Raw genomic sequence first — 26,354 nt, forward strand, 5'->3', positions numbered from 1 at the left:
CGCTCAGTCGAGTTGCTCGCGAAGATTACTCAGTGTCTTCGCGAGCAATCTCGACACGTGCATCTGGGATACGCCGACTTTCTCGGCGATCTGTGTCTGCGTCAGGTTTCCGAAGAATCTGAGCATCAACACCGTCCGCTCTCGTTCGGGAAGCTTGTCGAGAAGCGGGCGTAACGCCTCGTGATTCTCGACGTTCTCGAGTGCTGCGTCGTAGTCACCGAGTGTTTCCACGAGCGGGAGATCATCGGTGTGATTGGACGCGGCACCGTCGACCGAGACGGTCTGGTACGCGTTGCCGGCGATCAACGCCTGGGCGACTTCTTCGCGTTCTATCCCTAACGTCTCGGCCAACTCGTCGACGGTCGGGGCGTGCCCGAGTTGCTGAGACAGCTCACTGATCGCCTGCCCGAGTTGGAAATGCAACTCCTTCATCCGACGCGGAACGCGTAGCGCCCAACCGGTGTCACGGAAGTGTCGCCGAACTTCACCCATCACGGTGGGAACTGCGAACGAGACGAAATCGGAGCCGCGCGTGGAATCGAAACGGTCGACGGCGTTGACCAGACCGAGCCGTGCCACCTGAACCAAATCGTCGTGCGCCTCACCGCGCCCGTCGAATCGCCTGGCAATGTGCTCGGCCAACGGTAGGCACCTGGTGATGAGTGCAGTGCGCACTCGTTCGTACTCGGGGCTGTGGGGTTCGAGGGTCCGCATTTCCTCGAAAACTGGTATGACGTCCCGATATTCGTCGGTGGACCGCCGACGCGGGCGTGACGGGCCGTCTGCGGAAGCGGTCACAGGCGCCCGCTGAGGGCCTTGGTGAACTTCATGGTCGTGATGTAGCCGGCACCGCCGAGGTTCTCTTCCTGGTCGAGCGAAATCGAATCCGTCAGTTCGGTGAGGATGTGCCACCCGAACGAGCGCTGACTGCCGTCCTCGTACTCCGTGGTGGTCGTCGAAACGGACACGTGCAGTTGTGGGGGAGTGAAGACGAACCGACACACCAGAACCGAATCAGGGGCAGCACGAACAATCAGATGCGTACAGATTTCGTCCATGGCCAGCTTGATGTCGGCGATGGCGTCGAGGTCGAAGTTTTCCTGAATGGCAACGGTGGCAGCCAGTGCACGCAAAATCGACAGCTGATCGAGAGTCGCTTGAATCCTCAACTCCACGACTGGTTGAGTCTGATCCTGATCGGGCTCGAGTGCGCTGAGGTGTGCCATAAGTTCTCCGGATCGTCGTACCAGGGGTCGCCGTGAAGTCTGGTGCCGAGAACGATACCCATCTCGACCTTCACCGTGACCCCCGAACACGAAATTTCGTCGATGGTGGTGCCGGGGTAATCGACACAGTTCTGCTCACGACCGTTGGCAGTCGCAACATCGGATTACCTCGCGGAACCGCAGACCAAACCACATTTTTGTTCGGAGCACCGAAACGAATGGTCGCAACGCACTTGTGACGTCGGTCATGCTGGCGTACTGTTTCAAACCGAGGTTGAGCACACAGCCGATGAGGGATTTATCCGTATTTCTGGAGACCCGTTCATCGTGCGTCTCCTTCGGAGGTCCCTTCTCTTTTGCAGAGTGTAAACCGTTGCGGGATGGGAGAACCATGACTGTTGTTCCAGGATCATCTATTTCAGGCTTTACGAACGCGGCGAAGGGATCGGTAGACTACGGACCTCCCGCGACCGGGACAGCGACCGCATCGTTTCACGCGCACCGCATCAGTGCACACACCGCTGTGATCAAAGTTCGTGGTGAGATCGATCTGATGAGCGCCAATGCTTTTCGTGACTTCTTGACGTACCACGTGGCCGCGGACCGGACGCTGGTCGTCGATCTATCCGAACTCGAATTCATGGGGACGTGCGGCTTGTCCGTACTGTCGGTCCTGTCGACGCGATCACGCGACGTGGGCGGCACACTCGCGCTCGTCTGCGCCCGCCCGGTGCAAAGGTTGCTCAAAGCAGCTGGTCAGGAGTCGATGTTTGCCTGCTACGAGTCGCTCGATCATGCAATCGGACTCGAAGAGACCCGACGTTTCCCCGCTTGATCACGCAGTTTCAGTCCAAGCTTCGTGAAATTCAGTTTCGTAGAGCCCGTCAGCGTCAGTGCACTTCACTTCGGTGAGTGCCCTTGTGTTGGCGGGCTCTCGGCGGTGCTGTGACGCAGCGGCCGTAGGTGCGGACCACTTCGGTGGCGACGTGATCCCACGAATACGATTCGCACGCTCGGGCCCGGCTCTGCCGTGCAAACGCCGCGCCTTCGTCCTCGTCGTCGAGAAGATGGCGGACTGCGCGCGCGGTTTCCACCGGGTTGTTGACCGGGACCCGACGCCCGGTGAGTCCGTCGATCACCGTATCCCGCAGTCCGCCAACAGGAGTCGCGACTACGGGAACTCCGCACGCCATTGCTTCCAGTGCCGCGATTCCGAACGGTTCGTATCGAGGGGTGCACACGAGGGCGTCGGCCGATCGCATCAGTTTCGGTAGTTGGCGGTGCGGAACCCGTCCCAACAGTTGGACTCGATCTGCGACGCCGAGGCGCTCGGCGAGCTTGACCAAGCGGATCGCCACTTCGTCGGTGCTCAGTTGCGCGACGGGTGGCCCGCCGATCACCACCAACTCCGTATCCGGCAGCGAAGCCAGCGCGGCGACGGCAACATCGAAGCCCTTCTGCTCCACCAGTCTTCCGACGCAGATCAATCGATGCGGTGCGGTTTTCTTCGCGGCGGGTCCCTCCGGGGTGAATGTTTCGGTGTCCACGCCCGAGGGCACCATCGTGGTCCGTGATCGCGGTGATCCCTGCCGGACCAGATCGAAGATTTCGTCCGAACTGGTCGCGATGACATGGGTTGCGCCCCTGGCGATCAACGGTTCCAGGTGAGTCCGCTCCGAGGGGCTGTCGTCGGCTGCTCCTAGGTGGCGGTGCGCCGCAGATCCCAGGGAATGGAATGTCTGAAGTACGGGGATGCCGAGCGATCGGGTCGCGAGTTCCGTTGCCACACCGGACATCCAGAAGTGCGAGTGCACCACATCGGGTCGGTCGGTACTCCACTGAGCGCGCAGAATGCTGGCAAAGGTTCCCAGGTGAGGGAGGATGTCGGCATCCGGAAGAGCCTGCGTCGGGCCGGCCTCGAGATAGTCGACGGAGTACCCGGCGCGGGCGCGAACGCGGTCCGGCCCACCGACGTGGGCACGCCTGGTGAAGACGGTGACGTCGTGTCCGGCACGAACCAAGGCGGCAGACAGTTCGTCGACGTGCAGGTTCTGTGCACCGGCTGCCGAGCAGCCCACCGGTGCGAGTGGATCGGCGTTCACCGACACCATGGAGATCTTCAGCATTCGTCCGGGAGCCATAGCGGGCGAGTACTTCATCGGGTCCCCTCTCCACTTGATCGGTTCGTCTGGGGATACCCGGAGTCCGTGATCTGAACCGGGTTTCGACGCGGTCAGCGCTGGGCACATTCCAAACACGATGGCGAGGAGTGAGGTTCGATGACAGAACAAATGCTGGTCGACGCAACCGTCGGACTCGGGTTCGAGCGGTACGTACAACGGGTGGCGGTCGGTGTGGGGGCCGGCATCGAGCAGTGGTGTTGCAGGCGCGAGCACCCTCTGGAGGCTTACATCGCATTGGACCGAACTGTGCCGCGTTTCCCCGGGCGCGAGGTGGCTTTGCTGTGGGAGGAGACGTGCGGTTGGGCCCTGGCCGTGGAGACCAGATCAGGGGAGGACCTCATCGTTCTCGGATATCTGGGCGAACACGCAGTGCCGACCCCGGACGCCGTCGCCGATTTTGCCGCGACACTGGGCACGCGCAGCCCACACTGGGTCATGAACAGACCATTGGCGGATTCGGACGAGACCGCGCGAGAACTGCGGAGCTACTCCGGAAGTGCTTACGCCTGAACAGTATCGAGGTCCGATCGGCTCAGTTGACTGCATCCAGGATGGGATCGAGAACCGGAGTCGCTGCAGCCTCCACGGCCGGATCGTCCATGAGCTTGAAAACGATGTGACCACCGAGCGCGCCACCGACACCGACCGCGGTGAGCCCCAGCACCGACAGCACTCGCGCCAGTGCGAGTGAGTCCTTTCCGCGTAGCCTGTACGACGCCGCAAAAGACCAGATCCCCACTGCATTCGACGCCGCGTGCACCAGCCCCACTCGGCGTGCGACGTCGCCACGTTCGGACCAGTCCAGCCATCCCGTCAGCAAAGCCGGCGGAGTCGAAACCAATCCGAGCCCGATCAGCCGTCGTGCAGTCTGCGGATCGCCTAGAACATCGAAGACCAACGAAGCCGTCCACGCGCCCGCGGGAATGGTCACGAGGGCAGGATGGATGGGATGCCCGACGGCGGCGCCGCGGAGAAGTGCGGCGACAGTGCGCGATCGGTCGGATCGCTCCGTGATCTCGAGGATTCTGCGCCTGAGGCCAGTGGACGGACCGTCCAGTCCGCGAGCGGATTCGATTCCGCGATAAAGAGTTCCGATGTCCATGTAATTCGGCTACCCGGCGTAGACGTCGGGAAACCTCGCGACGGCAGTGTCTTGTCGACCGTCATGCTCCGGCGTACGGTCGAAACGAAAGAGATCCGACCGGAGGAGCGAACGATGAAGCTCAATCTCTTTGCGGCGTGGGCGTCGTATTTCCTGGTATTGGCCACAGTGGTCTGCCTCGGCAGTTTCCTGGTGGCGGCAGGCTCAGGTCAGGGCGGTTGGGCATTGATCGCCGGACTCGCCGGCGTCGCGTCCATCGGCCTCGCGGTAGCCCTGTACGCCAGCACTGTGCGTCACGACCACAAAGTGCACCGCGAATCCCCACACCTGTTCTGATCGGGAATGCTTCTGATCAGGACTGTGCGAGTCGCGCCTTCTCCGCCTCGATGTCGAAGTTGGCAGGCGGCCAGTCGAGATCGAGCTTTTCCAGAGCGTCGATCAGTAGCTCCGTGACCGCAATTCGGCTGTACCACTTGCGATCACACGGCACGACGTACCACGGCGCGTGCTCGGTCGACGTCTTGTCGAGCATTGCCTGATACGCCTGCTGATACGCCGGCCACAAACCGCGCTCGGTCACGTCGCCCGGGTTGTACTTCCAGTACTTGTCCGGACGGTCGAGACGTTCTTCCAGTCGCTTCTTCTGCTCGTCGAGCGAGACGAACATCGCGACCTTCACGATCGTGGTTCCGGCGTCGACGAGTTCCTTCTCGAACTGGTTGATCTCGTCGTAGCGCGTGCTCCAGACATCCTCCGGGACAAGATCGTGAACGCGCACGACCAGGACGTCCTCGTAGTGGGAGCGATCGAACACACCGAGATAGCCGCCGCGGGGCAGTTCCTTCTTGATCCGCCAGAGGTAGTGGTGTTGCTTTTCCTCTTCGGTCGGGACACCGAAGGCTGCGTGCTGCACTCCCGAAGGATCCACGTGGCCGATCACGTGCCGGACCATGCCGCCCTTGCCTGCGGTGTCCATTCCTTGCAGGACCAGCAGAATCGAGCGGCTGTCCCCGGACCGGCCGTTGGCGTACAGCAACTCCTGCAGGTCGGACAGTACCGCGCCGCGCTCCTCGAGCAGACGTTCGCCGTCAGCTTTGTTTCCGGTGAATCCCGGAGTGCTGTTGCGATCGAGTTGATCGATTTCGAACCCGGGCTCTGCCCGCAAGGTCTTGGCGGCCGGTGTTTCCCACAGCGAGTCTTGTGCCATGCCGAAAGAGTGCCACAGGATCGCCCCCTACGGCCCGAAAGTTCGGTCTCGGGCGAGTCAGTCCTCGGCAGGCTTGACGAGGGGATGCGGAACCGACTTGAACTTGGCCGGTGATCCGTTGACCGCCGCAATGCCGGTGATGCCGCCCCACGTCATCATCGTGAGGTAGTCGATCAGCGATTCAGCGGACATCGACTTGTTCGAGATCCACCAGTGCGTCGCGAGCTGAATTCCGCCGACGATCCCGAATGCCCACGGCAGGGAGCCGCCGGAATCCATCTCCATCTCGCGAAGACGATTGCCCAACACCGTGGAGAGCAACTCGGCGATCATGCGCTCGGAGTCGGCAACGACGTCGCGGTTGGCGCCGGCGCCGTTGGCCATCACGTAGAGGTAGATGTCCGGGTCGGATGCCACCGTCTCGACGTACGCGGTGATGCTGGCCTGAGTGAGTTCGAAATCGTCGAGATCGCCGCTGATCGCTTCGTAGATACGCGGCGAGAGGATGGTCTCGACGTACCGCATCATCGTGGCGGTGGTGAGGTCGCTCTTGTCGGCGAAGTAGCGGTAGAGGACCGTCTTGGAGACACCGATCTCGGATGCGATCTCGTCCATGCCGATCTCACGCCCGCGCGCGCGGATGGCGGCGATGGTGCCGTCGACGAGTTCCTCGCGGCGAGCGATCTTGTGCTCACGCCAACGACGCTTACGACCGTCGGATTTCTCGGGCTTCGCATCAGCAACGACTGGGCCGTCTACCTGCTCGTTGTCCTGCACGGCATTCTTGGCCACGAGTCATCTCATATCTGTGGTGCGAGCCACGTCCGATCGGTCTACTTTCCGGTCCAGCTTAATGTCCGCGCCTTTATCTCGGGCACTCACATCCGCAGTTCGGGGGATTAGGTCCTGCAGAATCGGACTTCGTGTCGCTCGCGCTACGCCGCGTCACACCTTTCGGCACAATGGCGAGGGTGCAGCAACTGAGCCTCTCCGCCTTCGACGACGCCGCCAAGCGTCGGGACCTTCGCAAGATGAAGGTCTTCGCTACTGGCCTTCTGGGCTTCGCGACGGTGGTCTACATCTTCTGCCGGTGGCAGGAATCCCGCGGCGCCGGAGAGTGGGTCGGGTACGTCCGGGCCGCGTCCGAGGCAGGCATGGTCGGCGCGCTTGCCGACTGGTTTGCCGTCACCGCGCTCTTCCGTCATCCGATGGGCCTTCCCATCCCGCACACTGCCATCATCAAGCGTAAGAAAGACCAGCTCGGAGCCAGCCTGAGCTCATTCGTCGGTCAAAACTTCCTGGCTCCCGAAGTTGTGTCGGCCAAGGTGCAGCAGGCGCAGATTCCGCTCCGCCTCGGTACGTGGATGGCCGAACCTGCCAACGCCGCTCGCGTCGCCGCCGAGACGTCGACGGTCTTGCGCGGCATGGTCGAGGTTCTTCGCGACGAGGACATCGCCCAGATCATCGACAACACGATCGTGAAGCGTCTGGCCGAGCCCATGTGGGGACCGCCGATCGGCCGAGTGCTCGGTGAACTTCTCAAGGACAACAAGCAACTGCCGATCATCGAATTGCTTGCCGAGCGGGCACATCAGTGGGCGCTCGGCAGCCAGGAGACGATCGATCGTGTGATCGTTCGCGATTCGCCCGCGTGGTCGCCGAAGTTCGTCGACGCCATGCTGGGGGAGAAGATATACAAGGAACTCGTCGAGTTCACCTGGAAGGTCCGTTCCAACCCCGAACACGAGGTACGCCTCGCCGCCAACCGCTTCCTGATCGACTTCGCCGATGATCTGCAGAACGACCCGGAGACCATCAAGAAGGCCGAGGGGATCAAGGCCGAGATCATGGGTCGCGAGGAAGTGACGGGTCTGGCGTCGTCGACATGGCAGGTTGCCAAGCGGCTCATCATGGAGTCCGTCGACGATCCGAACAGCACCCTGCGGACCAAGGTCGCCGAGAACGTCGCCGGCTTCGGAGTCAGGCTGCGTGACGACGAGTCCATGCGTGAGAAGGTCGACGGCTGGCTGGTGCAGGGCACCAAGTACATCGCGGAGAACTACACCGACGAGATCACTGGAGTCATCAGTGACACCGTCGAGCGGTGGGACGCCGACGAAGCGAGCCAGAAGATCGAGTTGCAGGTCGGTCGAGACCTTCAGTTCATCCGTATCAACGGCACCGTCGTCGGGTCGATCGCCGGTCTGCTGATCTATACGATCTCGACGCTCATCTTCGGCTGAACTGTCCGGTATGTGACGTCCACCACGAGTGCTAGCAGTAGTGCTTGCAATAGTTAGCACCCTCTCCTATCCTGGGAAATGTCCACTGGAAAGGGAGGACGCAATGCCAGCGAAGTCGACGAACTCCGATGACGGAGATCGTGAATCATCCGGTGCCGCAGCCGGAGCAAGCGACTTGGCAGCTCGCGTCGTCAGCTCTGCGGCACACGACATCGGGGGGTTCATTCGTGCACAGCGGGAAGCCGCCCAAGTTTCGATGCGCCAACTTGCTCAACTCGCCGGCGTCAGCAATCCGTATCTGAGTCAGATCGAACGCGGATTGCGCAAACCGTCGGCAGACGTACTGGCGCAAATTGCCAAGGGCCTTCGAGTCTCCTCGGAAGTCCTGTACGTCCAAGCGGGATATCTCGAACAACGCCCGCACAGTCCCATCAGGGACGCGGTGTTGGCCGAGACGGCCATCAACGAACGGCAGAAGCAAGTACTGCTCGAAATCTACGACTCGTTCTGTCGCGAGAACGAGTCGTCCAGACCAGCCGCAGCGCCCGATTTTGCTGAATCGGCCGCAATTCCAGACACCGAGACTTCACTAGGAGAAAAAGATGACTGACAAGAACGCCATCGACAGCGTCAAGACCTCGCTCTACGCCGCCGTCGGTGCAGGCGACCTCGTCGTCCAGGCCGTAGCCGACGTTGTTGCTCAGGTTCGTGAACGCGCCGAGAACACCCAGGGTGACGTCAACGGCCGTGTCGACGGTGCCCGCGAGAAGCTCGCTTCCGTCCAGGGTGACGTCGCCGAGAGCGTCGAGGCACTGCGTGAGCGTCTCGCCGGCCTGCCGTCCGAGCTGCCCGAAGAGCTCGCCGAGCTGCGCGAGAAGTTCGCACCCGAGGAGCTCCGCAAGGTCGCCGAGGCATACCTCAAGGTTGCCGGCGATCTGTACAACTCCCTCGCAGAGCGCGGCGAAGACGCAGTCGAGCGCATCCGCAAGCAGCCCGCAGTCGAAGAGGGCATCGCTGCTGCAGAGTCGGCACTCGGCGACGCCGTCGAGCTGACCGAAGACGCACTCGGAACCGTTGCTCGTCAGACGCGCGCCGTGGGCGAGCAGGCTGCCAAGCTGGCCGGCCGCGCTGCCGGACGCATCTCCGACACCGCAGAAGAGGTCGGCGAGAAGATCTCTGACGCCGGCGAGAAGATTGCCGACGCAGGCGACGAGGCCGCACTGAAGGTCCTCGACCTCGGTGACCAGGCTGACGAGGCTTCCAAGGAAGCTGCCGCTCGCGTGACCGCTGCTGCTTCCGACGTCCAGGAGCGCGCAACCACCGCCGCCAAGAAGGCCGCTCCGGCCAAGGCTGCTCCCGCGAAGGCTGCACCGGCCAAGGCCACCGCGCCGGCTCCGGCCAAGAAGGCTGCTCCGGCCAAGAAGGCCTGATTTGCCCAGCCCCACCTGACGAAGGCTCCCGCGCTCAGCCGAGTGTGGGAGCCTTCGTGTTCGTCGGGAACCGGATGAGAACTTAGGATGTAGTTGTGGTCGTAGCTGTGGATGGCATAGTCGAACTGATATTCCGTGCTCTGCAACTTGTTGCGCTGGCTGGAGCAGTATTTGCAATCGTGCACGTCGTGAGGCAGCGACCGGACGCATTCACGGCAGTCAACAAGTTGACGAAACCCATCTGGCTCGGAATCTTGATTGCCTCCGGATTGGCACTGCTCTATTTCCTCCCGGTTGACATACCGGGACTGATCGCGGTGGTGGCAGTGTGCGTGTACCTCGTCGACGTACGACCTCGGGTCGACGACATTCAGCGCGGCGGTTCTCGCTGGTAGTGTGCTGCGGTTCCCGCTCATCGTGTGCTGCCCCACTCTTCGCTCCAACGCTGACAACAGGCGTTGTTCGAGTGATAGTGTCGGTTAACGGCAGTCACACATAGATTGCGTCCGTCTGTCGTCAGCAGCAGTCAGGGGTAAATGCATGTCCAGTCGTTCGCGCACCACAGAGCTTCGAGTACTGGCAGGCGCCGTCGGAGTGGGAGCACTCGTCGCGGCTGTCGCGGGGATCCGGCATCGGCGATCCACGCGTGGGTTGACCCTCTCGAGTGACGTCGAGCCCAATGCACTCCTGAAGACTCCGACGCTCAAAGCTGACATCAGCGAACTGACCACCGACGACGGTGCGATCATCAATGTCCGAGCTTACGGTCCCGTCGACGGCGATCCGATCGTTCTCAGTCATGGCTGGACGTGCTCCACCGAATTCTGGTACCCGCAGGTCAATGCGCTGGCCGGCGAATATCGCGTCATCACCTACGACCAGCGCGGTCACGGCCGCAGCACCGTGGGCAATCTTCCTCTCGGCCCGGATGTCCTTGCCGACGACCTCTCTGCCGTGCTGGCGGCCACGGTTCGCGAGGACAAGAAGGCCGTCATCGTCGGTCACAGCATGGGCGGGATGAGCATCATCGCCTGGGCTGGTCGCCACCCCGACGAGGTCAAGAAGTACGCATCGGCGGTCATGCTCGCGAGCACCGCGAGTGAAAGGTTGATCGCGGAGACCACGGTCATCCCACTGCCCAATCGTTTTCCTCGGGTGCCGGTCCCGGTGGGCCGCGCCATCCTCAGCTCGCCCGTTCCGTTCGTCTCCTCGGGCGCGATGACGAAGGCGATCCAATACGTCTCGATGTCACCGAACGCGACCAAGGCCGAGATTCAGTTCTGCGAGAACATCGTTCGCGAGTGCAAGCCCCGCATCCGTGGCGGTTGGGGAGCAGCGCTGAGCACCCTGGACATTCACGAGGGACTCGACAATCTCGAAGTGCCGACCACCGTGCTCGTCGGCTCGCTTGATCGGCTCACTCCGCCGGTCCATGCGCGCAAGCTTGCGCAGGTCCTCGACGACGCCGGCAACCTCGAACGGTTGATCGTGTTGCCGGGCGTCGGGCATATGTCGTCGATCGAGAACATCGACGAGTTCGACAAGGAAATCGTGCGATTGCGCAACCTCTAGCGCAACGCTGCTCTAGCTGAAGACAACCGTCTTGCGCCCGTGGACCAGAACACGATCCTCGAGGTGCCAGCGCAGTCCGCGTGAGAGTACGAGCTTTTCGATGTCTCGACCCTGACGGACCATGTCGGCGACATCGTCGGCATGGTCGACGCGGATCACGTCCTGCTCGATGATCGGGCCTGCGTCGAGTTCGGCGGTGACATAGTGGCAGGTGGCGCCGATCAGTTTCACGCCGCGCGCGAACGCCTGGTGATAGGGGCGGGCGCCGATGAACGACGGCAAGAAGCTGTGGTGGATGTTGATCGCGCGGCCGGCCCAGTGCTCGCACAGTGATTCGGGCAGCACCTGCATGAAGCGTGCAAGAACAACGGCGTCGGGGTTGTGAGCGTCGACCAGGGCGCGGACCTTCTCGAAGGACGGTCCCCGTTCGGCCGGGTCCTTGGCGAACGGAACGTGGTGAAAGTCGATCCCGTGGCGCTCGGTGACACTGCGCAGATCCTCGTGATTGCCGATGACGGCGCTGATTTCAGCCGGGAGTTCCCCGCCCGCAGCGCGGCCCAGGAGGTCATGCAAGCAGTGGCCTTCCTTGCTCACGAGCAGCACGATCTTCTTGGGAGCACCCGAGTCGTGAAGGGTCCACTCGGTTTCCGGACCGATCTCGGCTGCAACAGCTTTGAACCGTTCACGAAGCTCGTCGATGCTCATGCTCACCGAAGACGCACGGACCGCCTGCCGCGTGAAGAACCAGCCGGTGTCGGCATCGGCGTGATACGCAGCTTCCACGATCCATCCACCGACGTCGGTGAGAAAGGTCGAGATGCGTGCGACGATGCCCGTGGTGTCGGGGCAGCCGAGGGACAGAACATAGCGACGATCGTCGATCGAAGGTGCAGCGGTCATGCGGCCTAGTCTCTCAGGTGCGGCTGCGGCGACGGTCGCGTGGTGGTGTGCCAAGCTTTCCACCATGTCTGAAGCTGCACTCACTCGTTCCCAGGTTGCCGCGATGGTGGACCACACTCTGCTCAAACCCGAAGCCACCGCGGCCGATGTCACCGCCTTGATCGACGAAGCACGCAGCCTCGGTGTGCTCGCGGTCTGCGTCTCGCCGTCGATGTTGCCGATTCGCGCCGACGGACTGGTGACGGCGGCCGTCGTCGGATTCCCGTCGGGGAAGCATCATTCACTGGTCAAGGGCGCTGAAGCGCGACTGGCCGTCGATCAAGGCGCAGCCGAGATCGACATGGTAATCGACGTAGGAGCGGCGGTCGCCGGCGACTACAGCGCGGTGTTGGCAGACATCCTCACCGTCCGCGAGGCGATGGGGGAGAGTGCGATCCTCAAGGTGATCCTCGAAACCGCAGCGCTGTCCGATGAGGCCATCGTCGAATGTTGCCGCGCAGCTGTGCGTGCCGGGGCGAACTTCGTCAAGACCTCCACCGGCTTCCACCCCGCGGGCGGAGCGACGGTCGAGGCCGTCGCACTGATGGCGCAGACGGTCGGCCCGGGCGTGGGAGTCAAGGCCAGTGGCGGAATACGTACGACGCAGGCAGCACTCGACATGATCGCGGCCGGTGCCACCCGCCTCGGATTGTCCGGAACCCGAGCAGTACTGGACGGACTGGCCGACTAGGTCAGCAGGCCGCAGCTGTCCGGCACCGCCGAGGTGTTCTGGTTGTTCGCGTCGGCGACGGGCATGGCGTAGGCGCCACCCTCGAGCGAGATCTCGATAGCGTCGTCGGTGACGGTCAGCTTGGTGGGCTTCATGTCCAGCGGGTACGTCTGCAGGCTGTCGGTGAGTGTCTGGACGATGCCGTCGACCAGGTCGGTCGGCAGACCCAATCCGAGAATCTCGGCGCCGACGGTCTGGACGTCGACCACACCGTTGGTGACGGTGGGCTTGACCGTGAGCTTCGCGAGCCCGACCGGTCCGACGTCGAACGCGAGTGTTCCGGCGCTCGAGTCGGCGGTGACGCCGGAGACGAGCCCGCCGAAGGTCTGTTCCTGCAAGGTGGCGAGAATGCCTGCGGTAGACCAGTTGACGTCGGCGCTGGAGCTGCCGATGGTGCCGCTGTTACCCGCCGAGGGCTGCAGGTTGATGTCGTTCACCTTCGCGTGAACCTGCATTCCCGTTGCGGGGCCGAACGACGAGTCGTCACTGTCGATGCTGATGTACGGCACCTTCTTGTCGACTGCCTGCAGGAGTACTGGCTTCCAGCTCAACCCGACATCGACCTGGGATCCCAGTTCGCTCTGGAACTGGTCGGCCATGCAGGTCTTCACCTGGTTGCGTACGTACAGTTCTCCACCGACGAGTGCCGCGACGAGTACGGCGATCACCACGAGAAGGATGATGAGCACTCGGTTGCGCGGACGAGGGTTGTTCGCTGCGACAGTCATTCGCCAGATTCTTCCCGACGAGTCTGAACGAACTCTGTGAATACGCACTTCCTCATTCCTGTGATGCGCGACACAGTCGCCCGTAGTCTGTTCGAAACGGCGTTTTCGACGGTCACCGGAGGTGGTCATGGCTTCGGACTACGAGTCACTCGAGCTGCTGGCGCTACGACAGTGTGGATTTGTCACGGCTCTCCAGGCATCCGAACTGGGTTTCGGTCTGGCCCTGATGGACGAGATGACGGAATCCGGAGCTTGGACGTGTGAGTGTCGCGGACTTTTTCGCCTCGAACGCGTCAGACATACTGCCTTGGACGAGTTTGCGAAGTGGTGCACGTGGTTCGCCGGTAGCGCCACCGTCTCGCACTACAGTGCCGCAGATCTGCATGGCCTCGGGCACCTGCAACCTCGTTTCATTCATCTCTCCGTTGCGCATCCTCTCGCGGCGCCGACCCGCCAGGTCGCACTGCATCGACTGCCGCTCGCGGACGACGAGTGTGAACAGATCGGGCCCATCCGCATCACCACGCCTTTGCGCACCGTGCACGACCTCGCTTCCGGTGGAATTTCCCAAGTCCTACTCAACGAAGTAGTCGCCGATGCGGTGGCGATCGGTCGACTCGATGCGCACGAGTTGTATCTCTCGTGTGAGAACGCGAGTGTGGATGTTGCTGTTCGAGTGGAGTTGGCGCTCGCCGCAAGCCTGTAATCGAGATTGAATTTTTATACTTCTGCGAGCTTCTGGCATCACGTCCCAAATCGAATATGACGCCCATATCAGAGATGAGTGCGGGACTTACGGAATGGCCGATGTGGGGCGGCGACGTGAAGACGTTCGAGTTCCAGTATCGCGTTGGTGCGGATTGTGCGCTGTAAAGGTAGGGCAGTCCGTTGAGCTGAAGGCGGCAGTGACCGGTGGTGCCGACGGTGATTCGGTCGAGTTCTTCGACGGCGCCACCAGGATCGGTGCGGGCACGCTCGCCAATGGTGCTGCAACACTTGCCTGGACACCGGCCGACGTCCGAACGCACAGCGTGACGGCCAAATATCTCGGCAATGCGAAGGTATCGACCTCGACGTCTTCGGCTGTCGACGTCGTCGTCTCCGAAGACGACAAGAGCACTGCCACCACGATCACCGGTCCCGCAAGTGCGGTGGCGGTGTACTCCGGTTCCGGTGTGTACCAGGCCTCGACGTCCGCGCCGCATGCGTTGACGGTCGCTCCGGTAGTCGTTCACTGACTCCGTCTCGACCGGTGCTGCAGGCGGAACCGTGCAGTTCAAGCAAGGCGGCAGGGATCTGGGCTCACCGATTCCCGTGAACGTCAAGGCGCCGGCTCCCACCGACCAGCAGACCCAAACGACCTTGACCGTTCCGGCGAATGCGAAAACCGGTACGGCAGTTGGTCTCTCCGTAGCCGTCACGCCGACTCCCGTAGGCGGCACGGTGCAGTTCAAGGACGGCTCGGGCAATCTCGGCTCGCCGGTGTCGGTCGTCGACGGCAAGGCGTCGATCATGCACGAGTTCGCGAGCGTCGGCACGCATGACATCACGGCCGTCTACTCGGGTGCCACAGGATTCCTCACCTCTACCTCGGCCGCGCGGGCGGTTTCGGTTCCGGCTCCGGCCGCGGAGGATCAGGAAATGTCCATCACCGTGAGCGTCCCGGCATCAGCGGTCAATGGCGCGAAGGCCGATCTTGTTGCGGCAGTTGTACCTACGCTCAGCGCAGGAACGGTCCAGTTCATGGATGGAGCCACCCCGATCGGTGGATCGGTTACCGTGGTGAACGGCAAGGCCACGCTCTCACATACTTTCACCGAACTCGGCGATCGTCGAATCACCGCGGTGTTCAGCGGAACTGACGGCTACCTCGGTTCCGAGACCCAGGCTGTAGTCACCGTCAAGGTCACGGCAGAGTCTGACGGCGGCGATCCCGGCAACGGCGGCAGTTCGACCGGTTCGCTGGGAAGCCTGGAAAACACCTTCGGGTCCTAGCCCGACGCCGGCACAAAGACGCCTCGCCGCGGAGAACACCTCCGCGGCGGGGCGTTTCCCGTCTGTGAGTTCAGGGATTCGGCGCTACGACGTGCCAGGGCACGGTCAAGATGCAGTCACGAAGACGTCGACGCGCGGGTTGGACGGGAATTCCCTGTGCCCGAAGAATTTCCAAGGCGGCGGCCCACCGGTGGCGAGGGCCGAACGAGGCGTGGGGCGCAGCGGTGGCCCAGGCTCGATCGGCAGCGCTCAGCAACGCATGGATCGGCTCGCCCGGAACATTGCGATGGATGAGAGCCTTCGGCAGTCGTTCCGCGATGTCGGACGGTCGCTCGATGTCGAAGGGGTCCCAAGCCAATGTCAGCGTCAGCGGACGATCGGCGTCGAGAAGTACCCAGGCGCAACGTCTCCCGAGTTCGTCGCAGGTGCCGTCGAGTAACAGTCCGCCCGGTGCGAGACCGGACTGAATGTGTGACCACGCAGAGTCCACAGCCTCCTCCGGGTACTGCCGGAGCACGTTGAAGGCGCGTACGAAGACGGGTGTGAGACCGGCCAGTTCGAATCCACCGCGGGCGAAGCTGACACCGTCACGACTCTCGACCACGCGGGCGGGGTCGATCTCGAGTCCGATGACGCGTCGGTCCCGCCGGACAGCGGTGAGGCGGCTTGCCATCTCGAAGGTGGTATCCGGCCTCGCCCCGTAGCCGAGGTCGACTATCAACGGATCGGCTGCGTTGTTCAGGGCGTGCGCGATCGTGCGGTTGTGGACAATCCACCGGTCACTTCGTCGCAGTCTGTTGATCCCCGTCGTGCCACGGGTGATGACCCCCTCGATCTTCGGGGGTGGAGCCTTCTTCACGCCGGCTTCAGCGAGCGGCGAGCCAGGTCGCGGTGACCTGTGCCTCGGTGCGGAACAGATCTACGAGGTTGATCAGCATGAGCTGTTCCAACTTCGCGCCGATGAACGGGATGAATACCTTGGCCTCGGACGTGGTTCGCAGTGTGGACCCGGTATCGGTAGCGAACAACTCCATGGTTCCGGACAGACTTCCCGGCCCGGCGGGGATCGAAGCCTCATACGTTCCGGTCACGGTGTCACCGAAGGCGCCGTAGGACTCCTTGCGAGTGATGACAAGATCCTTCTTCATCACCGTCTGAGCAATGTCTGGCAAATCGGTGCGCGGAAGAATGTGGTGGAGCACGAGATCGATTCCGGTATCGGTGACCTCGAAATGTTCCACATGGTTCTCGGAGTGCTTGCGCATCTCCTCGACGCGGGCCTCCCAGTACGAGCGGTCCGCCAGCGCCGCGTAGACCTGCTCGGGGGAGTGCTGATAGCGGGCGGAGTAGTCGATGCGGCGAGCCATGATCGGAAAGAATACCTGTTACCCGCTGTGACAAGCCAAATTGGCCGTATCCACAACTGTCGCCGCCCGCAGGGTTTTACTTCGCGATCCACTCCCGGGTGAAGTCCTGTTCAGCCTGGATGAGTCGGACAACCTCGTCGACTATCGCGCTCTCGATCTTTCCGCCGAGGAACGGGATCTTGACCTCGACCTCACCGTCGACCTCGAGAGTGGCGGAGTCCTCGTCACCAGTCAGAACCTGGGTGCCCTCGATACGGGCGGGAACACCGTCGACGTGGGCGGAGAAGGTTCCGGTAGCCCTGCCGTCCTTGAACGGGGCCATCGTTTCACTGCGCTTGATGACGATGTCGCCGTTGACGACCTTCGACACCATGCTCGGGAGGTGCTCGGCGGCAATGATCTGCGACATCGTGGCCGCAACGGTCTCGTCGCGGACGGTCAGCTCTTCGATCGTTGCGCCGGGACCACCGACAGCGACGATTCGGTCGCGCCAGTACTGCTCGGAGGTCACCGCCTCATGGACCTTCTCGGCGGGGACTGTGTACTTCGACGAATGCTCGATGCGACGGCTCACGATTGTGGAGGCTACCGTTTATCGATGTGTGGGACGTAACCATTGGCAGACGCGTCGTGGAATCAGGCGCTTTCGTGTCCGAGAACGTTGACTTGTCAGGATTGACGACGCTGCGAATCGGGGGACCGGCGCGGCTGCTCGCAGAATGCCCGACGACGCAGTCGTTGATCGACGTCGTGACGCTGCTCGATCGCGAGCAGATCCCGACGCTGATTCTCGCCGGCGGATCGAATCTCGTGATTTCCGACGAGGGATTCGACGGAGTTGTCGTTCGTGTGGCCAACACCACCGTGAGCCTCGACACGGACCGCGTCGTTGCCGAAGCGGGTGCGGTGTGGGACGAAGTAGTCGGCCAATCCGTCGCCGCGGAGTTGGGTGGCCTCGAGTGTCTCTCCGGGATTCCGGGCTCCACGGGTGCGACGCCGGTACAGAACGTCGGCGCGTACGGCGTCGAGGTGGGCTCGCGACTCCGGCGAGTTCAATTGCTCGACCGGCGCAATGGCGAAGTGTCGTGGGTCGAACCGTCGAAACTCGAATTGGGTTACCGGTCGAGCGTCCTCAAGCATTCGGACGCAGCACTGGTTCTCGCCGTCGAATTCGACGCGTCGACCGACGGATTGAGCGCCCCGCTCGCGTACCGCGAACTGTTCACCGCGCTGGGAGCAGAAGAAGGCGCGCGGTTGCCTGCGTCGCAGGTCCGTGAGGCAGTTCTGGGACTTCGGACAGGCAAGGCGATGGTCCTCGATCCGTACGATCACGACACCTGGAGCGCGGGTTCGTTCTTCACCAACCCCGTGGTGCCGGGCGACAAGCTGCCTGCCGTGCTCGCAGCCATCGCCGAACAGCTCGGCGACGTCACCGTGCCGCAGTTCTCCGGCAGTGGTGGGACGAAGCTCTCGGCCGGATGGTTGATCGAACGGGCCGGATTCTCGAAGGGTTACCCCGGCGAAGATGCACCGGCCAGGCTGTCGACCAAACACACCTTGGCGTTGACCAACAGAGGGTCCGCAACGAGTGCGGATGTGGTCTCGCTCGCGCGGGCAGTGCGCGACGGGGTCGAGGCCGCGTTCGGCGTCCGCCTGGAACCGGAACCGGTAACTGTGGGCTGCACCGTCTGATTCCTGACAGAGCCCGCAGGTAGCCTGTTGAAGTGCATGAGCTGGGTGGTCGGAGAAGTCGTTCGCGTCTTGTTGCGTTGGTAGCTGTATTGCTCGCTGTGATGGTGGCCGTCGTCGGCTGCACGATCGGCGGCAAGGACGGACAGGGCGGCGCGGCGGCCGCCGAACCAGCACCGGTGGCGACCGTGGTGTCGACGCCGGCGCCCGGTACCAAAGATGTCAGCCCGGTCGCCCCCGTCTCGGTAGCAGTGACCCAGGGAACGCTGTCCGACGTCAACCTCAGCAACGCGGCCGGTAAAGCCGTCGCCGGACAACTGTCGCCCGACAAGACATCGTTCGCCGTCAGTGAGGCACTCGGCTACGGCACCACGTATTCGTGGTCGGGCTCGGCAACCGGAACCGACGGTAAATCCGTGCCGGTCCAAGGGAGCTTTACGACGGTTGCCCCGGAGTCGACCACCGGCGCCACCCTCAACATCGCCGACGGCCAGGAAGTTGGCATCGCGGCACCGATCACCGTGCAGTTCGACAACTCTGTAGTCGACAAGGCGGCCGTCGAGAAAGCGCTTGTCGTGACCACCGTGCCTCCCACCGCCGGATCGTGGGCTTGGCTGGCTGACGACAACGGCGGATCTCGGGCTCATTGGCGCCCGGCCGATTACTGGGTGCCAGGAACGGCTGTCCATCTGGATGCCAAGCTCTACGGTTTGAACTACGGCGGTGGCGCCTACGGCGACCAGGATCTCACCCTCGATTTCACGATCGGTCGCAGCCAGATCGTGAAGGCGAATGCACCGAGCCACCGCATGCAGGTGGTGCGCGACGGCCAGACGATCATGGACATTCCCGTCAGCTACGGCGAGGGCAACGAACCCCGAAACGTCACGCGCAGTGGCATTCACATGGTGACCGAGAAGTACGAAGACTTCATGATGTCCAACCCGCCGTTCTACGAGAACGTGCGCGAGCGTTGGGCGGTGCGCATCTCCAACAACGGCGAATTCATCCACGCCAATCCTGAAACCACCGGGGTGCAGGGCTCGTCGAACGTCACGAACGGTTGCATCAACCTGTCGACGTCCGACGCGCAGGAGTACTTCGGAACGGCCCTCTACGGTGACCCCGTCGAGGTGACCGGCACGTCGATCGACCTGTCTCCTGCGGACGGCGACATCTACGACTGGGCGATCGATCTGCCGACCTGGAAGTCGATGTCCGCACTGCCGTAAACCGATTTGTTGCTGTGAACCGAGCAATCTGGGGAAGTTCGGAACCATCCGGGCGTTGCGTGCGTCAGTACAGGTAAGTGCTGTCGGCTCGGGGGAGTCTGACGGAGGTTTCGACGTCAGGGGGACGGCAGTGGGCATTCCATTTCTGGAAGACGTGCTGAGCAGAATTTCCGAAGCGACGCAGGCCGTCCCTTCCGGCGTGGCGGCATTGCCAGTTGTCGGTATTCCCGTCGCGAGCGCAATCGCTACATCTGCTCTGGTTCAATCCGTGACCGACGACCGCGGCGCGTTCGACGGCGAGATGGCTGCTGCGACTGCGGACGCCGATTCAGAACGCGCACGAGCCTGGGGTGAGCGCGATGCCCTCACCGCTCAGACCTCGTCGCTGGAGTACAGCGAACATGCAATCGTGGACGACGATCCGTTCGACGCGATGTCGCACTCCGAAATCTTCGATCACGTCAACGAGATGGATCCGGCAACCCTGAGCGCAATCGGCGAGGCCTGGAAGGCAATTGCCGGCCGGGTGGAAGCCGGCATCGGGAAGTTCCAGAACGATGTGAACGGCGCGATCACCGAAGGATGGCAGGGGCGGGGCGGCTCTGCTGCGTTGGAAGCCGTGCTGGCCTACTCGGCAGATGCGGGTGAGCTGAAGGTGCGGGTCGATCTGATCTCGAACAAGATCGAGGAGGCGAAGATCGCACTCCACGAGGCCAAACGCTCGATTCCGGCACCCGACGGCGCCTCGACGGTCGAGATGATCCTCAGCGTGGTTCCCGGGGCTACGTGGAAGCAGGCCCAATACGAAGCGGAAGAAGCCGAACGTCAAGCGCGTCAGGTGATGAAGGACGTGTATCTGCCGTACATGAAGCGCGCGGACGACCAGGTGCCGATCCTCCCGGCCGCGTTCAATCCGGTCACCGGCAGTGGAGGGTCAGGCAGTGGAGGGTCAGGCAGTGGAGGGTCTGGGGGCGGCGCATTCGGTGGCGGTGGTTCCGGCGGCGGGAACACTTCGGGTTCGGGGAACGGGCTCGGCACGCCACCTACATCGGGTGGCGGAGTTGGTGGAGGAGCGGACGGTGGAAACTCCGGCGGTGCAAACCCGGCAGGAGACGGTTCCGGTCAGAACGCATCCGGAACCAGTTCCGTAGATGGTGACAACCGTAGCGGCGTTGATGCCCAAGGGAATTCGGGTGCCGATGCTGCCCGGTTCGCAAACGATTCCGGCCCGGCCGGGACTACCGCGGCACATGCCGGCCCACTGCCGGCCGGTGCAGCGCCAGGTGCCCTGGCAGGTGCAACTCCGAATGGTGCTCAGCTCGGTTCCGGAGTGCCTTCAGGCCTCATGGGTAGCGGTTCGGGTGGTGGTTCCGCAGGTGGAATCGGTACCGGCGGCTTCGGGCCAGGCGGAACCGGAGGTGGCGCTCTCGGACCTGGCGGCCTCGCCGGTGGCGCTCTCGGCCCTAGCGGCCTCGCCAATGGCGGGCGTGGGGGCGTCAACGGAACTGGCGGTACCTCGGCGACGGGCGCGCAGAGCGGTCGAGGCGCGATGGGTGGCGTCGGCGGCATGGCACCGGGACGCGGACAAGGACAAGACGAAGACAACGTTCACGACACCCCCGGCTACCTCGTCACGGTCGAGAACGGCAACGCCCTGATCGGCGACCTACCCATGGTCTCCCCGGCGGTGTTGGGCGAATGACCACCAAGCAGTGGCAATTCACCGGCCTCGAATTCTCGATCCTCTGGGAAGCGGTCGGACGTGACCGCCTCCCGTACCCGCTTCGGTTTCGTTCGACGGCCGAAACCATGAACGAGCTGACAGCGGAGCGCCGTCGAGCGGGAGCGCGCCTGTCTTCCATGCTTGACGATCGGCTGCATCACGTTCTCGGGGCACTTGCGAATCCCGCTGCGCGCGTCGAGGTTTCCGGTTTTCACGGGCCGAACATGAGTACAGTGACGCGATTGCACGGCGTTGTTGCCGGCGATCTGGGCGTGCTCGCAACCCAACTGCCCGGCAGGACCTCGGACTGTGGCTCCGATGTGGTTCTGAGCGTGGCGCATCCGTCGGCAATTCCGCGGATGCTGGTCGATCGGCTGCCCGCCTGCTCCGCCGGATCGGAGCGTGGTGTGAGCATCGAGAGATCGAAACCTGCCGGGGGACAGAGCTTTCTGAGCAGCGCCGGCAGTGCACGCGGGAGCGAGGAAGTGCGCAGGTTCTTCGGCCGAGCACGGACCTCGATCGGTGAAGTCACCGCATACCCAGGCGGAGCCGTCGACAGCAGACCGACCGACGACGGAATAACGTTCCACTGGTACGACTATGGCGATGACGGTCGGTACATCATCACCGCGGGTGAAACCGTCAGTGCCCGCGGCGCTTCCGCGGAAATGACGGAGGCCGAGATTGCACGCAATCTCGGCCTCGTCCTACACCGGGCGATTCGCACTGGTTAGTCAGAACGACTCGAACTAGTTGGTGGTGCGGTGGAACCGGCCGGGGCTTGCCTGATCCCTCGGCTTGACGACGATCTGATCGAGGTTCACGTGCGACGGCCGCGAGGCGACAAAACCGATGATCTCGGCGATGTCCTGCGCCACCAACGGTGTGATTCCCTCGTACACCTTGTCTGCCTTGTCCTGATCACCTTCGAACCGGACGAGTGAGAACTCCGTCTCGACGGCTCCCGGCGCGATTTCGGTCAGACGAACGGGCTTGCCCAACAGTTCACCGCGCAATGTCCGGTGAAGGACGGCTTGAGCGTGCTTGGCGGTGGTGTAGCCCGAGCCGTTGTCGTATGCCTCCAGCGCGGCCACCGAGGTGATGGTCACGACCAGACCATCGCCCGAATCGATCAGCTTGGGCAGCAGTGCCTTCGTCACACGCAACGTGCCCAGGACATTGGTCTCCCACATCCACCGCCAGTCGTCCAGATCGGCGTCCAGGACCGTCGCCAGACCCTTTGCGCCACCCGCGTTGTTGACCAACACGTCGACACGGGGGACCACCGCAGCGAACGCGTCGACGGAATCCTCGTCGGTGACGTCGAGTTCGAGAGCAGTACCACCGATTTCCTCGGCGATCTTCTCGAGACGATCGACGCGGCGAGCACCGATCACGACGTGGAATCCCTGAGCTGCCAGGGTGCGAGCGGTGGCCTCACCGATTCCGGAGCTGGCTCCGGTGACTACGGCGATACGGGCATCGGAAGAAATGGTCATGATGCAATCGTAGGGCTAGTCGGCGGCATACTCTGCTTCCCGTTCGATGGATTCGATGTGACGACGCGGTACCTGTATCCGGCCGGGTGTGTAGGTGACGGCGCGCAGAGAGCCGCTGTACCGGAACGGTCCGTGGCGTCGGCGCACATCCCACGACACCGGCCCTCTCGCGTCGACGCCGACTGAAATGCCGGTCCACGGCGCCATCCCGACCAGTTGTACCTGCCCGAGTAGTTGACCCGCATGGATTCCGTCGACACTGACGTGGAGATCCCAACGCAGCCGAGGTACCACCGTCACGGACACGTCGATGCGCTTGCTGCCGATCGCCAACGGGCCTGCATCGACCACGGAGTAGGAACCGAATGCGTTGTATCCGAGATGCAGGTGCCCGTCCTCGACGTAGAGAAGATATCCGCCCTGTGGATCACCGTGAGCGACAAGAACACCGGCGTCACCTGCTCGGTAACCGTCGAGTTCGACGGTGATGTCGAAGTCGCGGAACCCGATCAGTTTGCTCGACCGGTAGCGCTCCAGTGGAGGTGTTCCGGCAAGCAGACGGACCGGGCGCGAGAGTGCTTCCTCCGCCGGCCGCCGGACTGCGCCCACCGAGTTGCCGAGCAGTGGAAAGACGGTGTTCGCCCACGCCGAGTGGTCCCAGGCCTCGGCGAGTTCGCGGACCTTGTCGGGAAACCGTGATGCGAGGTCGTCAAGTTCGGTCGGGTCGGTGCGGACGTCGAACAATTGCCAGTGTGGCTTGTCGATGTCGTCCGGCGCCAGGGCCAGCAGTTTCCAACCGTCCTTGTAGTAGCCGCGGTTGCCGGTCATCTCGGTGTACTGCTCGGTGTGAGTGCTCGGAGCGGTGGACGATCGCAGAACCGGTGCGGTCGAGACACCGTCGAACTCCTTCACCGGAAGCCCGTTGCGTACGCTCGGTGCGTCGATTCCGGCCAGGTCCAGCAGCGTGGGGGTCAGGTCGGTGACGTACGCGAACTGGTCGCGAATCCCGTTGTCGTCTGCTCCGGGTTTCAATCCCGCGGGCCACGACAGGACGAAGGGAACACGAATTCCCCCCGCGAAGGACTGCCCTTTGTAGAACCGGAAGGGGGTGTTGGACGTCTGCCCCCATCCACGTGGATAGTGGACGCCCAACTCCGGTCCGCCGATCAGGGATTCGTCGTGGGGGACATCGCCGACCCAGTCCGGATCCTGGATATGCGCGAATTGTGCGAAGTAGCTTCGGGTTCCGTCCGAACCGCCCTCGGCGGTGCCGCCGTTGTCCGAGGTGAAGACGATGATCGTGTTGTCGAGCTCGCCCAGCTCGTCCAGGGTGTCGACGATGCGTCCGACGCTCTGATCGATCGAGTCGACCATCGCCGCGTACACCTCCATGTAGCGGGCGAACCGAGACTGTACTTCCGGTGTGAGCGAATGCCATTCGGGGACGTCGAAGCCGGGTTCGGAGTTTCGCGGAGCCTGCCGTGTTCCGTCCGGAAAGAGTCCTTGCAGGAGCTGAGAGGCGAACCGAGACTCTCGGATTCGATCCCAGCCCTCGTCGTAGCGACCGCGGTATTTTGCCTGATCGGCCGGCTTGGCCTGCAAAGGTCCGTGCATCGCGACGTGCGCGAAGTAGAGGAAGAACGGCTTGTCCTGATCGTGGGCGCGCAGATCCTTGATGTACCCGACGGCCTTGTCGGTCAGATCGTCGGTGAGGTAGTAGCCCTCGGGATACTCGTCGACGTCGACCACCGAATTGTCGGAGATCAACTGATTGGGATAGTAGAAGGAATTGAGGCCTTCGAGCGAGCCGTAGTATCGATCGAAACCGCGCTGCGTCGGCCAGGAATCGCGACTTCGGCCCGGGGCGAGGTTTGCGTCGCGCACGAGATGCCACTTGCCCACCGCATAGGTTGCATAGCCTGCGCCGCGCAGGATTTCGGGGAGTGTCTGTACGTCGTCGGCCAATTCCAGGCGCAGCCCGGGGTATCCCGGATCGGCGTTGGCGACAAATCCGTACCCGGCGCGGTGCGGATTGAGGCCGGTGAGAAGTGCGGCGCGTGAGGGTGAGCAGAGGGGTGTCGTGTGATAGTTGGTCAACCGAACACCCTGTGCGGCAAGCCGATCGAGGGTCGGAGTCTCGATCTCGGAGCCGAAAGGCCCGATGTCGCTGTATCCCATGTCGTCGATCAGAACCACGACGATGTTGGGTGATCCGGGAGTCGGGGTCGAGGCGGTGGGCCACGACGGGGCCGAATCGGCTGCGGTGCGGCCGATTCGGCCCTCGAAGCCTTCGTAACCGCGGGCATGCGGAGGAAGGATGGAATCCGGTGAAGTCATGGGAGAGTCGAGGCACCTTCGATAATCGAGTATTCGGAAGCGTCGCCGGCGATGCTGCTGCTTCGTTCCCCGTGGATGTTGACCGGAATGTCACCGGCAAGTGTGATGCGCTCCAGACGGCGGTACTGATCGTCGTAGTCGGCGATCGCGTAGTGCTGGGTGGCGCGGTTGTCCCAGAGGGCGACATCACCCGCCGCCCAGTTCCAGCGCGTCGTGTACTCGAGCTTGATGGCGTGATCCTGCAGGAGCTTGAACACACCGTTCGACTGTTCGGTGCTCAACCCGACGAAGTTCTTGACAAAGTGTCCGAGGACGAGCGTGCGTTCTCCGGTTTCGGGGTGGACACGCACCACCGGGTGTTCCGTCTCGAAGTACGTGGACTGGAACTCTTCGCGGTAGGCGGCCGTGCGATCTTCGGTGAGCCGCTCGGCGCTGGTGGCCGCGTAGTCGTAGACGTTCGTGTGGCGGGCCCAGAGGTTCTCCGCGAGCGCCTTGAGCGGATCCGGGAGTCCGTTGTAGGCGGCTACCCCTGACGCCCACGTCGTGGAACCGCCGTATTCGGGTAGCTGCACCGCGCGCAGGATCGACGCCTTGGGGATGCGATCGACGAAGGTGACGTCGGTGTGCCAACTGTTGGCCTTGCCCAGGTCCGAATCGATGGGGAGGACTTTTGCGCCGTGCGACTTCACCGTTGGGTGGGCAGTGGTCGGGGTGCCCAGCAGCTGGGCGAACTCGTACTGCGAATCGTTGTCGAGGTGGTCTTGCCCGCGGAAGAAGATCACCTTGTGTTCGAGAAGTGCCTGTCGGATGAGCGAGATCGTCGCCGGGTCGAGGTGCCCGCCGAGGGTGATTCCGTCGATGCGGGCGCCGATATGCGCGCCGAGGGCGGTGACAGTGCCGCGAGCGGCGTCAGCAGCCGCTCCGTTCGTCGACGCCGCATTGGTGAGGGTCGGCTTGGCGAAAGCTGTAGACATGGTGCACCTTTCGTGGGGAGTGTGCCCACCCAAACACGCGAGATTTCGCCACGACAGGGTTGCGTTCAGTGTGATCGTTACCGCACCTGATTTGTGAATCTCGGTGAAGCTGCTACTTTTGGAGCCATGTCGACCGACCAGCCTGCCGCTTTGCGGGTCACCTATGTGACCGCTGCGC

General features: G+C 63.0%; 30 protein-coding genes. 16 read left to right on the forward strand and 14 right to left on the reverse strand.

Annotated elements, in window-relative coordinates; translation table 11 throughout:
- Window positions 1–3: 3 nt before the first annotated feature.
- Window positions 4–798: an RNA polymerase sigma factor SigF gene (locus tag ACFQ6Y_RS24145; protein ID WP_020906739.1), complete on the reverse strand. Its 795-nt coding sequence runs from the start codon at window positions 796–798 to the stop codon at window positions 4–6.
- The gene (locus ACFQ6Y_RS24150; RefSeq protein ID WP_230816889.1) at window positions 795–1,226 is read right to left on the reverse strand and encodes an ATP-binding protein; all 432 of its coding nucleotides are present in this window, start codon (window positions 1,224–1,226) and stop codon (window positions 795–797) included. The genes ACFQ6Y_RS24145 and ACFQ6Y_RS24150 overlap by 4 nt, the downstream gene beginning before the upstream one ends.
- Window positions 1,227–1,617: 391 nt before the next feature.
- On the opposite strand from ACFQ6Y_RS24150, the gene ACFQ6Y_RS24155 reads away from it, so the two are divergent.
- A complete protein-coding gene (locus ACFQ6Y_RS24155; RefSeq protein ID WP_007735372.1) occupies window positions 1,618–2,061 on the forward strand; it encodes an STAS domain-containing protein in 444 nt (147 codons plus the stop codon).
- A 55-nt stretch (window positions 2,062–2,116) separates the two neighbouring features.
- On the opposite strand, the gene ACFQ6Y_RS24160 is transcribed toward ACFQ6Y_RS24155, so the two are convergent.
- Entirely contained in the window at window positions 2,117–3,385 is a 1,269-nt protein-coding gene (locus tag ACFQ6Y_RS24160) for a glycosyltransferase (protein WP_209921288.1), read from the reverse strand.
- 120 nt (window positions 3,386–3,505) lie between these two features.
- Here ACFQ6Y_RS24160 and ACFQ6Y_RS24165 point away from each other — a divergent pair, with 120 nt between their 5' ends.
- Window positions 3,506–3,919 carry a DUF6292 family protein gene (locus tag ACFQ6Y_RS24165; RefSeq protein WP_003941464.1) on the forward strand — a complete coding sequence of 138 codons (414 nt, stop codon included), beginning with the start codon at window positions 3,506–3,508 and terminating at the stop codon, window positions 3,917–3,919.
- Window positions 3,920–3,941: 22 nt separating this feature from the next.
- Here the strand turns inward: ACFQ6Y_RS24165 and ACFQ6Y_RS24170 are convergent, their stop codons facing one another.
- Entirely contained in the window at window positions 3,942–4,511 is a 570-nt protein-coding gene (locus ACFQ6Y_RS24170; RefSeq protein WP_378638048.1) for a DUF2231 domain-containing protein, read from the reverse strand.
- A 114-nt stretch (window positions 4,512–4,625) separates the two neighbouring features.
- Between ACFQ6Y_RS24170 and ACFQ6Y_RS24175 the strand changes: the two genes are divergently transcribed.
- Entirely contained in the window at window positions 4,626–4,847 is a 222-nt protein-coding gene (locus ACFQ6Y_RS24175) for a hypothetical protein (RefSeq protein ID WP_230816894.1), read from the forward strand.
- 16 nt (window positions 4,848–4,863) lie between these two features.
- On the opposite strand, the gene ACFQ6Y_RS24180 is transcribed toward ACFQ6Y_RS24175, so the two are convergent.
- Entirely contained in the window at window positions 4,864–5,718 is an 855-nt protein-coding gene (locus tag ACFQ6Y_RS24180) for a polyphosphate kinase 2 family protein (protein ID WP_378638053.1), read from the reverse strand.
- A gap of 57 nt (window positions 5,719–5,775) precedes the next feature.
- Entirely contained in the window at window positions 5,776–6,510 is a 735-nt protein-coding gene (locus ACFQ6Y_RS24185) for a TetR/AcrR family transcriptional regulator (RefSeq protein ID WP_003941527.1), read from the reverse strand.
- Window positions 6,511–6,680: 170 nt separating this feature from the next.
- Between ACFQ6Y_RS24185 and ACFQ6Y_RS24190 the strand changes: the two genes are divergently transcribed.
- From ACFQ6Y_RS24190 to ACFQ6Y_RS24210, 5 genes are all read left to right on the forward strand, one after another.
- The gene (locus tag ACFQ6Y_RS24190) at window positions 6,681–7,961 is read left to right on the forward strand and encodes a DUF445 domain-containing protein (protein ID WP_020968906.1); all 1,281 of its coding nucleotides are present in this window, start codon (window positions 6,681–6,683) and stop codon (window positions 7,959–7,961) included.
- Window positions 7,962–8,064: 103 nt separating this feature from the next.
- The gene (locus tag ACFQ6Y_RS24195; protein WP_230816898.1) at window positions 8,065–8,571 is read left to right on the forward strand and encodes a helix-turn-helix domain-containing protein; all 507 of its coding nucleotides are present in this window, start codon (window positions 8,065–8,067) and stop codon (window positions 8,569–8,571) included.
- The gene (locus tag ACFQ6Y_RS24200; RefSeq protein ID WP_378447100.1) at window positions 8,564–9,391 is read left to right on the forward strand and encodes a heparin-binding hemagglutinin; all 828 of its coding nucleotides are present in this window, start codon (window positions 8,564–8,566) and stop codon (window positions 9,389–9,391) included. The genes ACFQ6Y_RS24195 and ACFQ6Y_RS24200 overlap by 8 nt, the downstream gene beginning before the upstream one ends.
- A 95-nt stretch (window positions 9,392–9,486) precedes the next feature.
- A complete protein-coding gene (locus tag ACFQ6Y_RS24205; RefSeq protein ID WP_378638057.1) occupies window positions 9,487–9,786 on the forward strand; it encodes a DUF2516 family protein in 300 nt (99 codons plus the stop codon).
- Window positions 9,787–9,931: 145 nt separating this feature from the next.
- On the forward strand, window positions 9,932–10,963 hold the full coding sequence (locus tag ACFQ6Y_RS24210; RefSeq protein WP_021333908.1) for an alpha/beta fold hydrolase: 1,032 nt from the start codon (window positions 9,932–9,934) through the stop codon (window positions 10,961–10,963).
- A gap of 12 nt (window positions 10,964–10,975) precedes the next feature.
- On the opposite strand, the gene purU is transcribed toward ACFQ6Y_RS24210, so the two are convergent.
- Window positions 10,976–11,863 carry a formyltetrahydrofolate deformylase gene (gene purU, locus ACFQ6Y_RS24215; RefSeq protein ID WP_003941509.1) on the reverse strand — a complete coding sequence of 296 codons (888 nt, stop codon included), beginning with the start codon at window positions 11,861–11,863 and terminating at the stop codon, window positions 10,976–10,978.
- Window positions 11,864–11,927: 64 nt separating this feature from the next.
- Between purU and deoC the strand changes: the two genes are divergently transcribed.
- On the forward strand, window positions 11,928–12,593 hold the full coding sequence (gene deoC, locus ACFQ6Y_RS24220; protein ID WP_378537485.1) for a deoxyribose-phosphate aldolase: 666 nt from the start codon (window positions 11,928–11,930) through the stop codon (window positions 12,591–12,593).
- On the opposite strand, the gene ACFQ6Y_RS24225 is transcribed toward deoC, so the two are convergent.
- The gene (locus ACFQ6Y_RS24225) at window positions 12,590–13,360 is read right to left on the reverse strand and encodes a DUF2993 domain-containing protein (RefSeq protein ID WP_378447101.1); all 771 of its coding nucleotides are present in this window, start codon (window positions 13,358–13,360) and stop codon (window positions 12,590–12,592) included. The two genes, deoC and ACFQ6Y_RS24225, sit on opposite strands and share 4 nt — an antisense overlap.
- A gap of 127 nt (window positions 13,361–13,487) precedes the next feature.
- Here ACFQ6Y_RS24225 and ACFQ6Y_RS24230 point away from each other — a divergent pair, with 127 nt between their 5' ends.
- From ACFQ6Y_RS24230 to ACFQ6Y_RS24240, 3 genes are all read left to right on the forward strand, one after another.
- On the forward strand, window positions 13,488–14,066 hold the full coding sequence (locus ACFQ6Y_RS24230; protein WP_378537489.1) for a hypothetical protein: 579 nt from the start codon (window positions 13,488–13,490) through the stop codon (window positions 14,064–14,066).
- A gap of 199 nt (window positions 14,067–14,265) precedes the next feature.
- On the forward strand, window positions 14,266–14,598 hold the full coding sequence (locus tag ACFQ6Y_RS24235; protein WP_378638062.1) for an Ig-like domain-containing protein: 333 nt from the start codon (window positions 14,266–14,268) through the stop codon (window positions 14,596–14,598).
- A gap of 31 nt (window positions 14,599–14,629) precedes the next feature.
- Window positions 14,630–15,355, forward strand: coding sequence for an Ig-like domain-containing protein (locus ACFQ6Y_RS24240; protein WP_378638066.1), 726 nt, complete (start codon window positions 14,630–14,632; stop codon window positions 15,353–15,355).
- A gap of 70 nt (window positions 15,356–15,425) precedes the next feature.
- Here the strand turns inward: ACFQ6Y_RS24240 and ACFQ6Y_RS24245 are convergent, their stop codons facing one another.
- From ACFQ6Y_RS24245 to ACFQ6Y_RS24255, 3 genes are all read right to left on the reverse strand, one after another.
- On the reverse strand, window positions 15,426–16,214 hold the full coding sequence (locus ACFQ6Y_RS24245) for a class I SAM-dependent methyltransferase (protein WP_378549167.1): 789 nt from the start codon (window positions 16,212–16,214) through the stop codon (window positions 15,426–15,428).
- Between the two features lie 7 nt (window positions 16,215–16,221).
- On the reverse strand, window positions 16,222–16,722 hold the full coding sequence (locus ACFQ6Y_RS24250) for a DUF2505 domain-containing protein (RefSeq protein ID WP_378537494.1): 501 nt from the start codon (window positions 16,720–16,722) through the stop codon (window positions 16,222–16,224).
- 76 nt (window positions 16,723–16,798) lie between these two features.
- Entirely contained in the window at window positions 16,799–17,296 is a 498-nt protein-coding gene (locus tag ACFQ6Y_RS24255) for a DUF2505 domain-containing protein (protein ID WP_378638071.1), read from the reverse strand.
- 74 nt (window positions 17,297–17,370) lie between these two features.
- On the opposite strand from ACFQ6Y_RS24255, the gene ACFQ6Y_RS24260 reads away from it, so the two are divergent.
- The 4 genes from ACFQ6Y_RS24260 (at window position 17,371) to ACFQ6Y_RS24275 (ending at window position 22,100) form a co-directional block, all read left to right on the forward strand.
- On the forward strand, window positions 17,371–18,414 hold the full coding sequence (locus ACFQ6Y_RS24260) for a UDP-N-acetylmuramate dehydrogenase (RefSeq protein WP_378638076.1): 1,044 nt from the start codon (window positions 17,371–17,373) through the stop codon (window positions 18,412–18,414).
- Between the two features lie 32 nt (window positions 18,415–18,446).
- Window positions 18,447–19,643 (forward strand): Ig-like domain-containing protein, encoded by a 1,197-nt coding sequence (locus ACFQ6Y_RS24265; RefSeq protein ID WP_378638080.1) that lies wholly within the window; start codon window positions 18,447–18,449, stop codon window positions 19,641–19,643.
- Between the two features lie 130 nt (window positions 19,644–19,773).
- On the forward strand, window positions 19,774–21,345 hold the full coding sequence (locus ACFQ6Y_RS24270) for a hypothetical protein (RefSeq protein WP_378638084.1): 1,572 nt from the start codon (window positions 19,774–19,776) through the stop codon (window positions 21,343–21,345).
- Window positions 21,342–22,100 carry an ESX secretion-associated protein EspG gene (locus ACFQ6Y_RS24275; RefSeq protein ID WP_378638088.1) on the forward strand — a complete coding sequence of 253 codons (759 nt, stop codon included), beginning with the start codon at window positions 21,342–21,344 and terminating at the stop codon, window positions 22,098–22,100. The genes ACFQ6Y_RS24270 and ACFQ6Y_RS24275 overlap by 4 nt, the downstream gene beginning before the upstream one ends.
- 15 nt (window positions 22,101–22,115) lie before the next feature.
- Here ACFQ6Y_RS24275 and ACFQ6Y_RS24280 read toward each other — a convergent pair whose 3' ends face one another.
- From ACFQ6Y_RS24280 to ACFQ6Y_RS24290, 3 genes are read right to left on the reverse strand one after another with little or no spacing between them, the layout of a single operon-like run.
- Window positions 22,116–22,865, reverse strand: coding sequence for an SDR family NAD(P)-dependent oxidoreductase (locus tag ACFQ6Y_RS24280; protein ID WP_378549182.1), 750 nt, complete (start codon window positions 22,863–22,865; stop codon window positions 22,116–22,118).
- Between the two features lie 15 nt (window positions 22,866–22,880).
- The gene (locus tag ACFQ6Y_RS24285; RefSeq protein ID WP_378638092.1) at window positions 22,881–25,202 is read right to left on the reverse strand and encodes an arylsulfatase; all 2,322 of its coding nucleotides are present in this window, start codon (window positions 25,200–25,202) and stop codon (window positions 22,881–22,883) included.
- Window positions 25,199–26,176, reverse strand: coding sequence for a TauD/TfdA dioxygenase family protein (locus tag ACFQ6Y_RS24290; protein WP_378638095.1), 978 nt, complete (start codon window positions 26,174–26,176; stop codon window positions 25,199–25,201). Before ACFQ6Y_RS24290 ends, ACFQ6Y_RS24285 begins: the two co-directional genes overlap by 4 nt.
- Window positions 26,177–26,354 lie beyond the last annotated feature (178 nt).

Source organism: Rhodococcus sp. NPDC056516 (assembly GCF_042794655.1).
Classification (GTDB): Bacteria; Actinomycetota; Actinomycetes; order Mycobacteriales; family Mycobacteriaceae; genus Rhodococcus_F.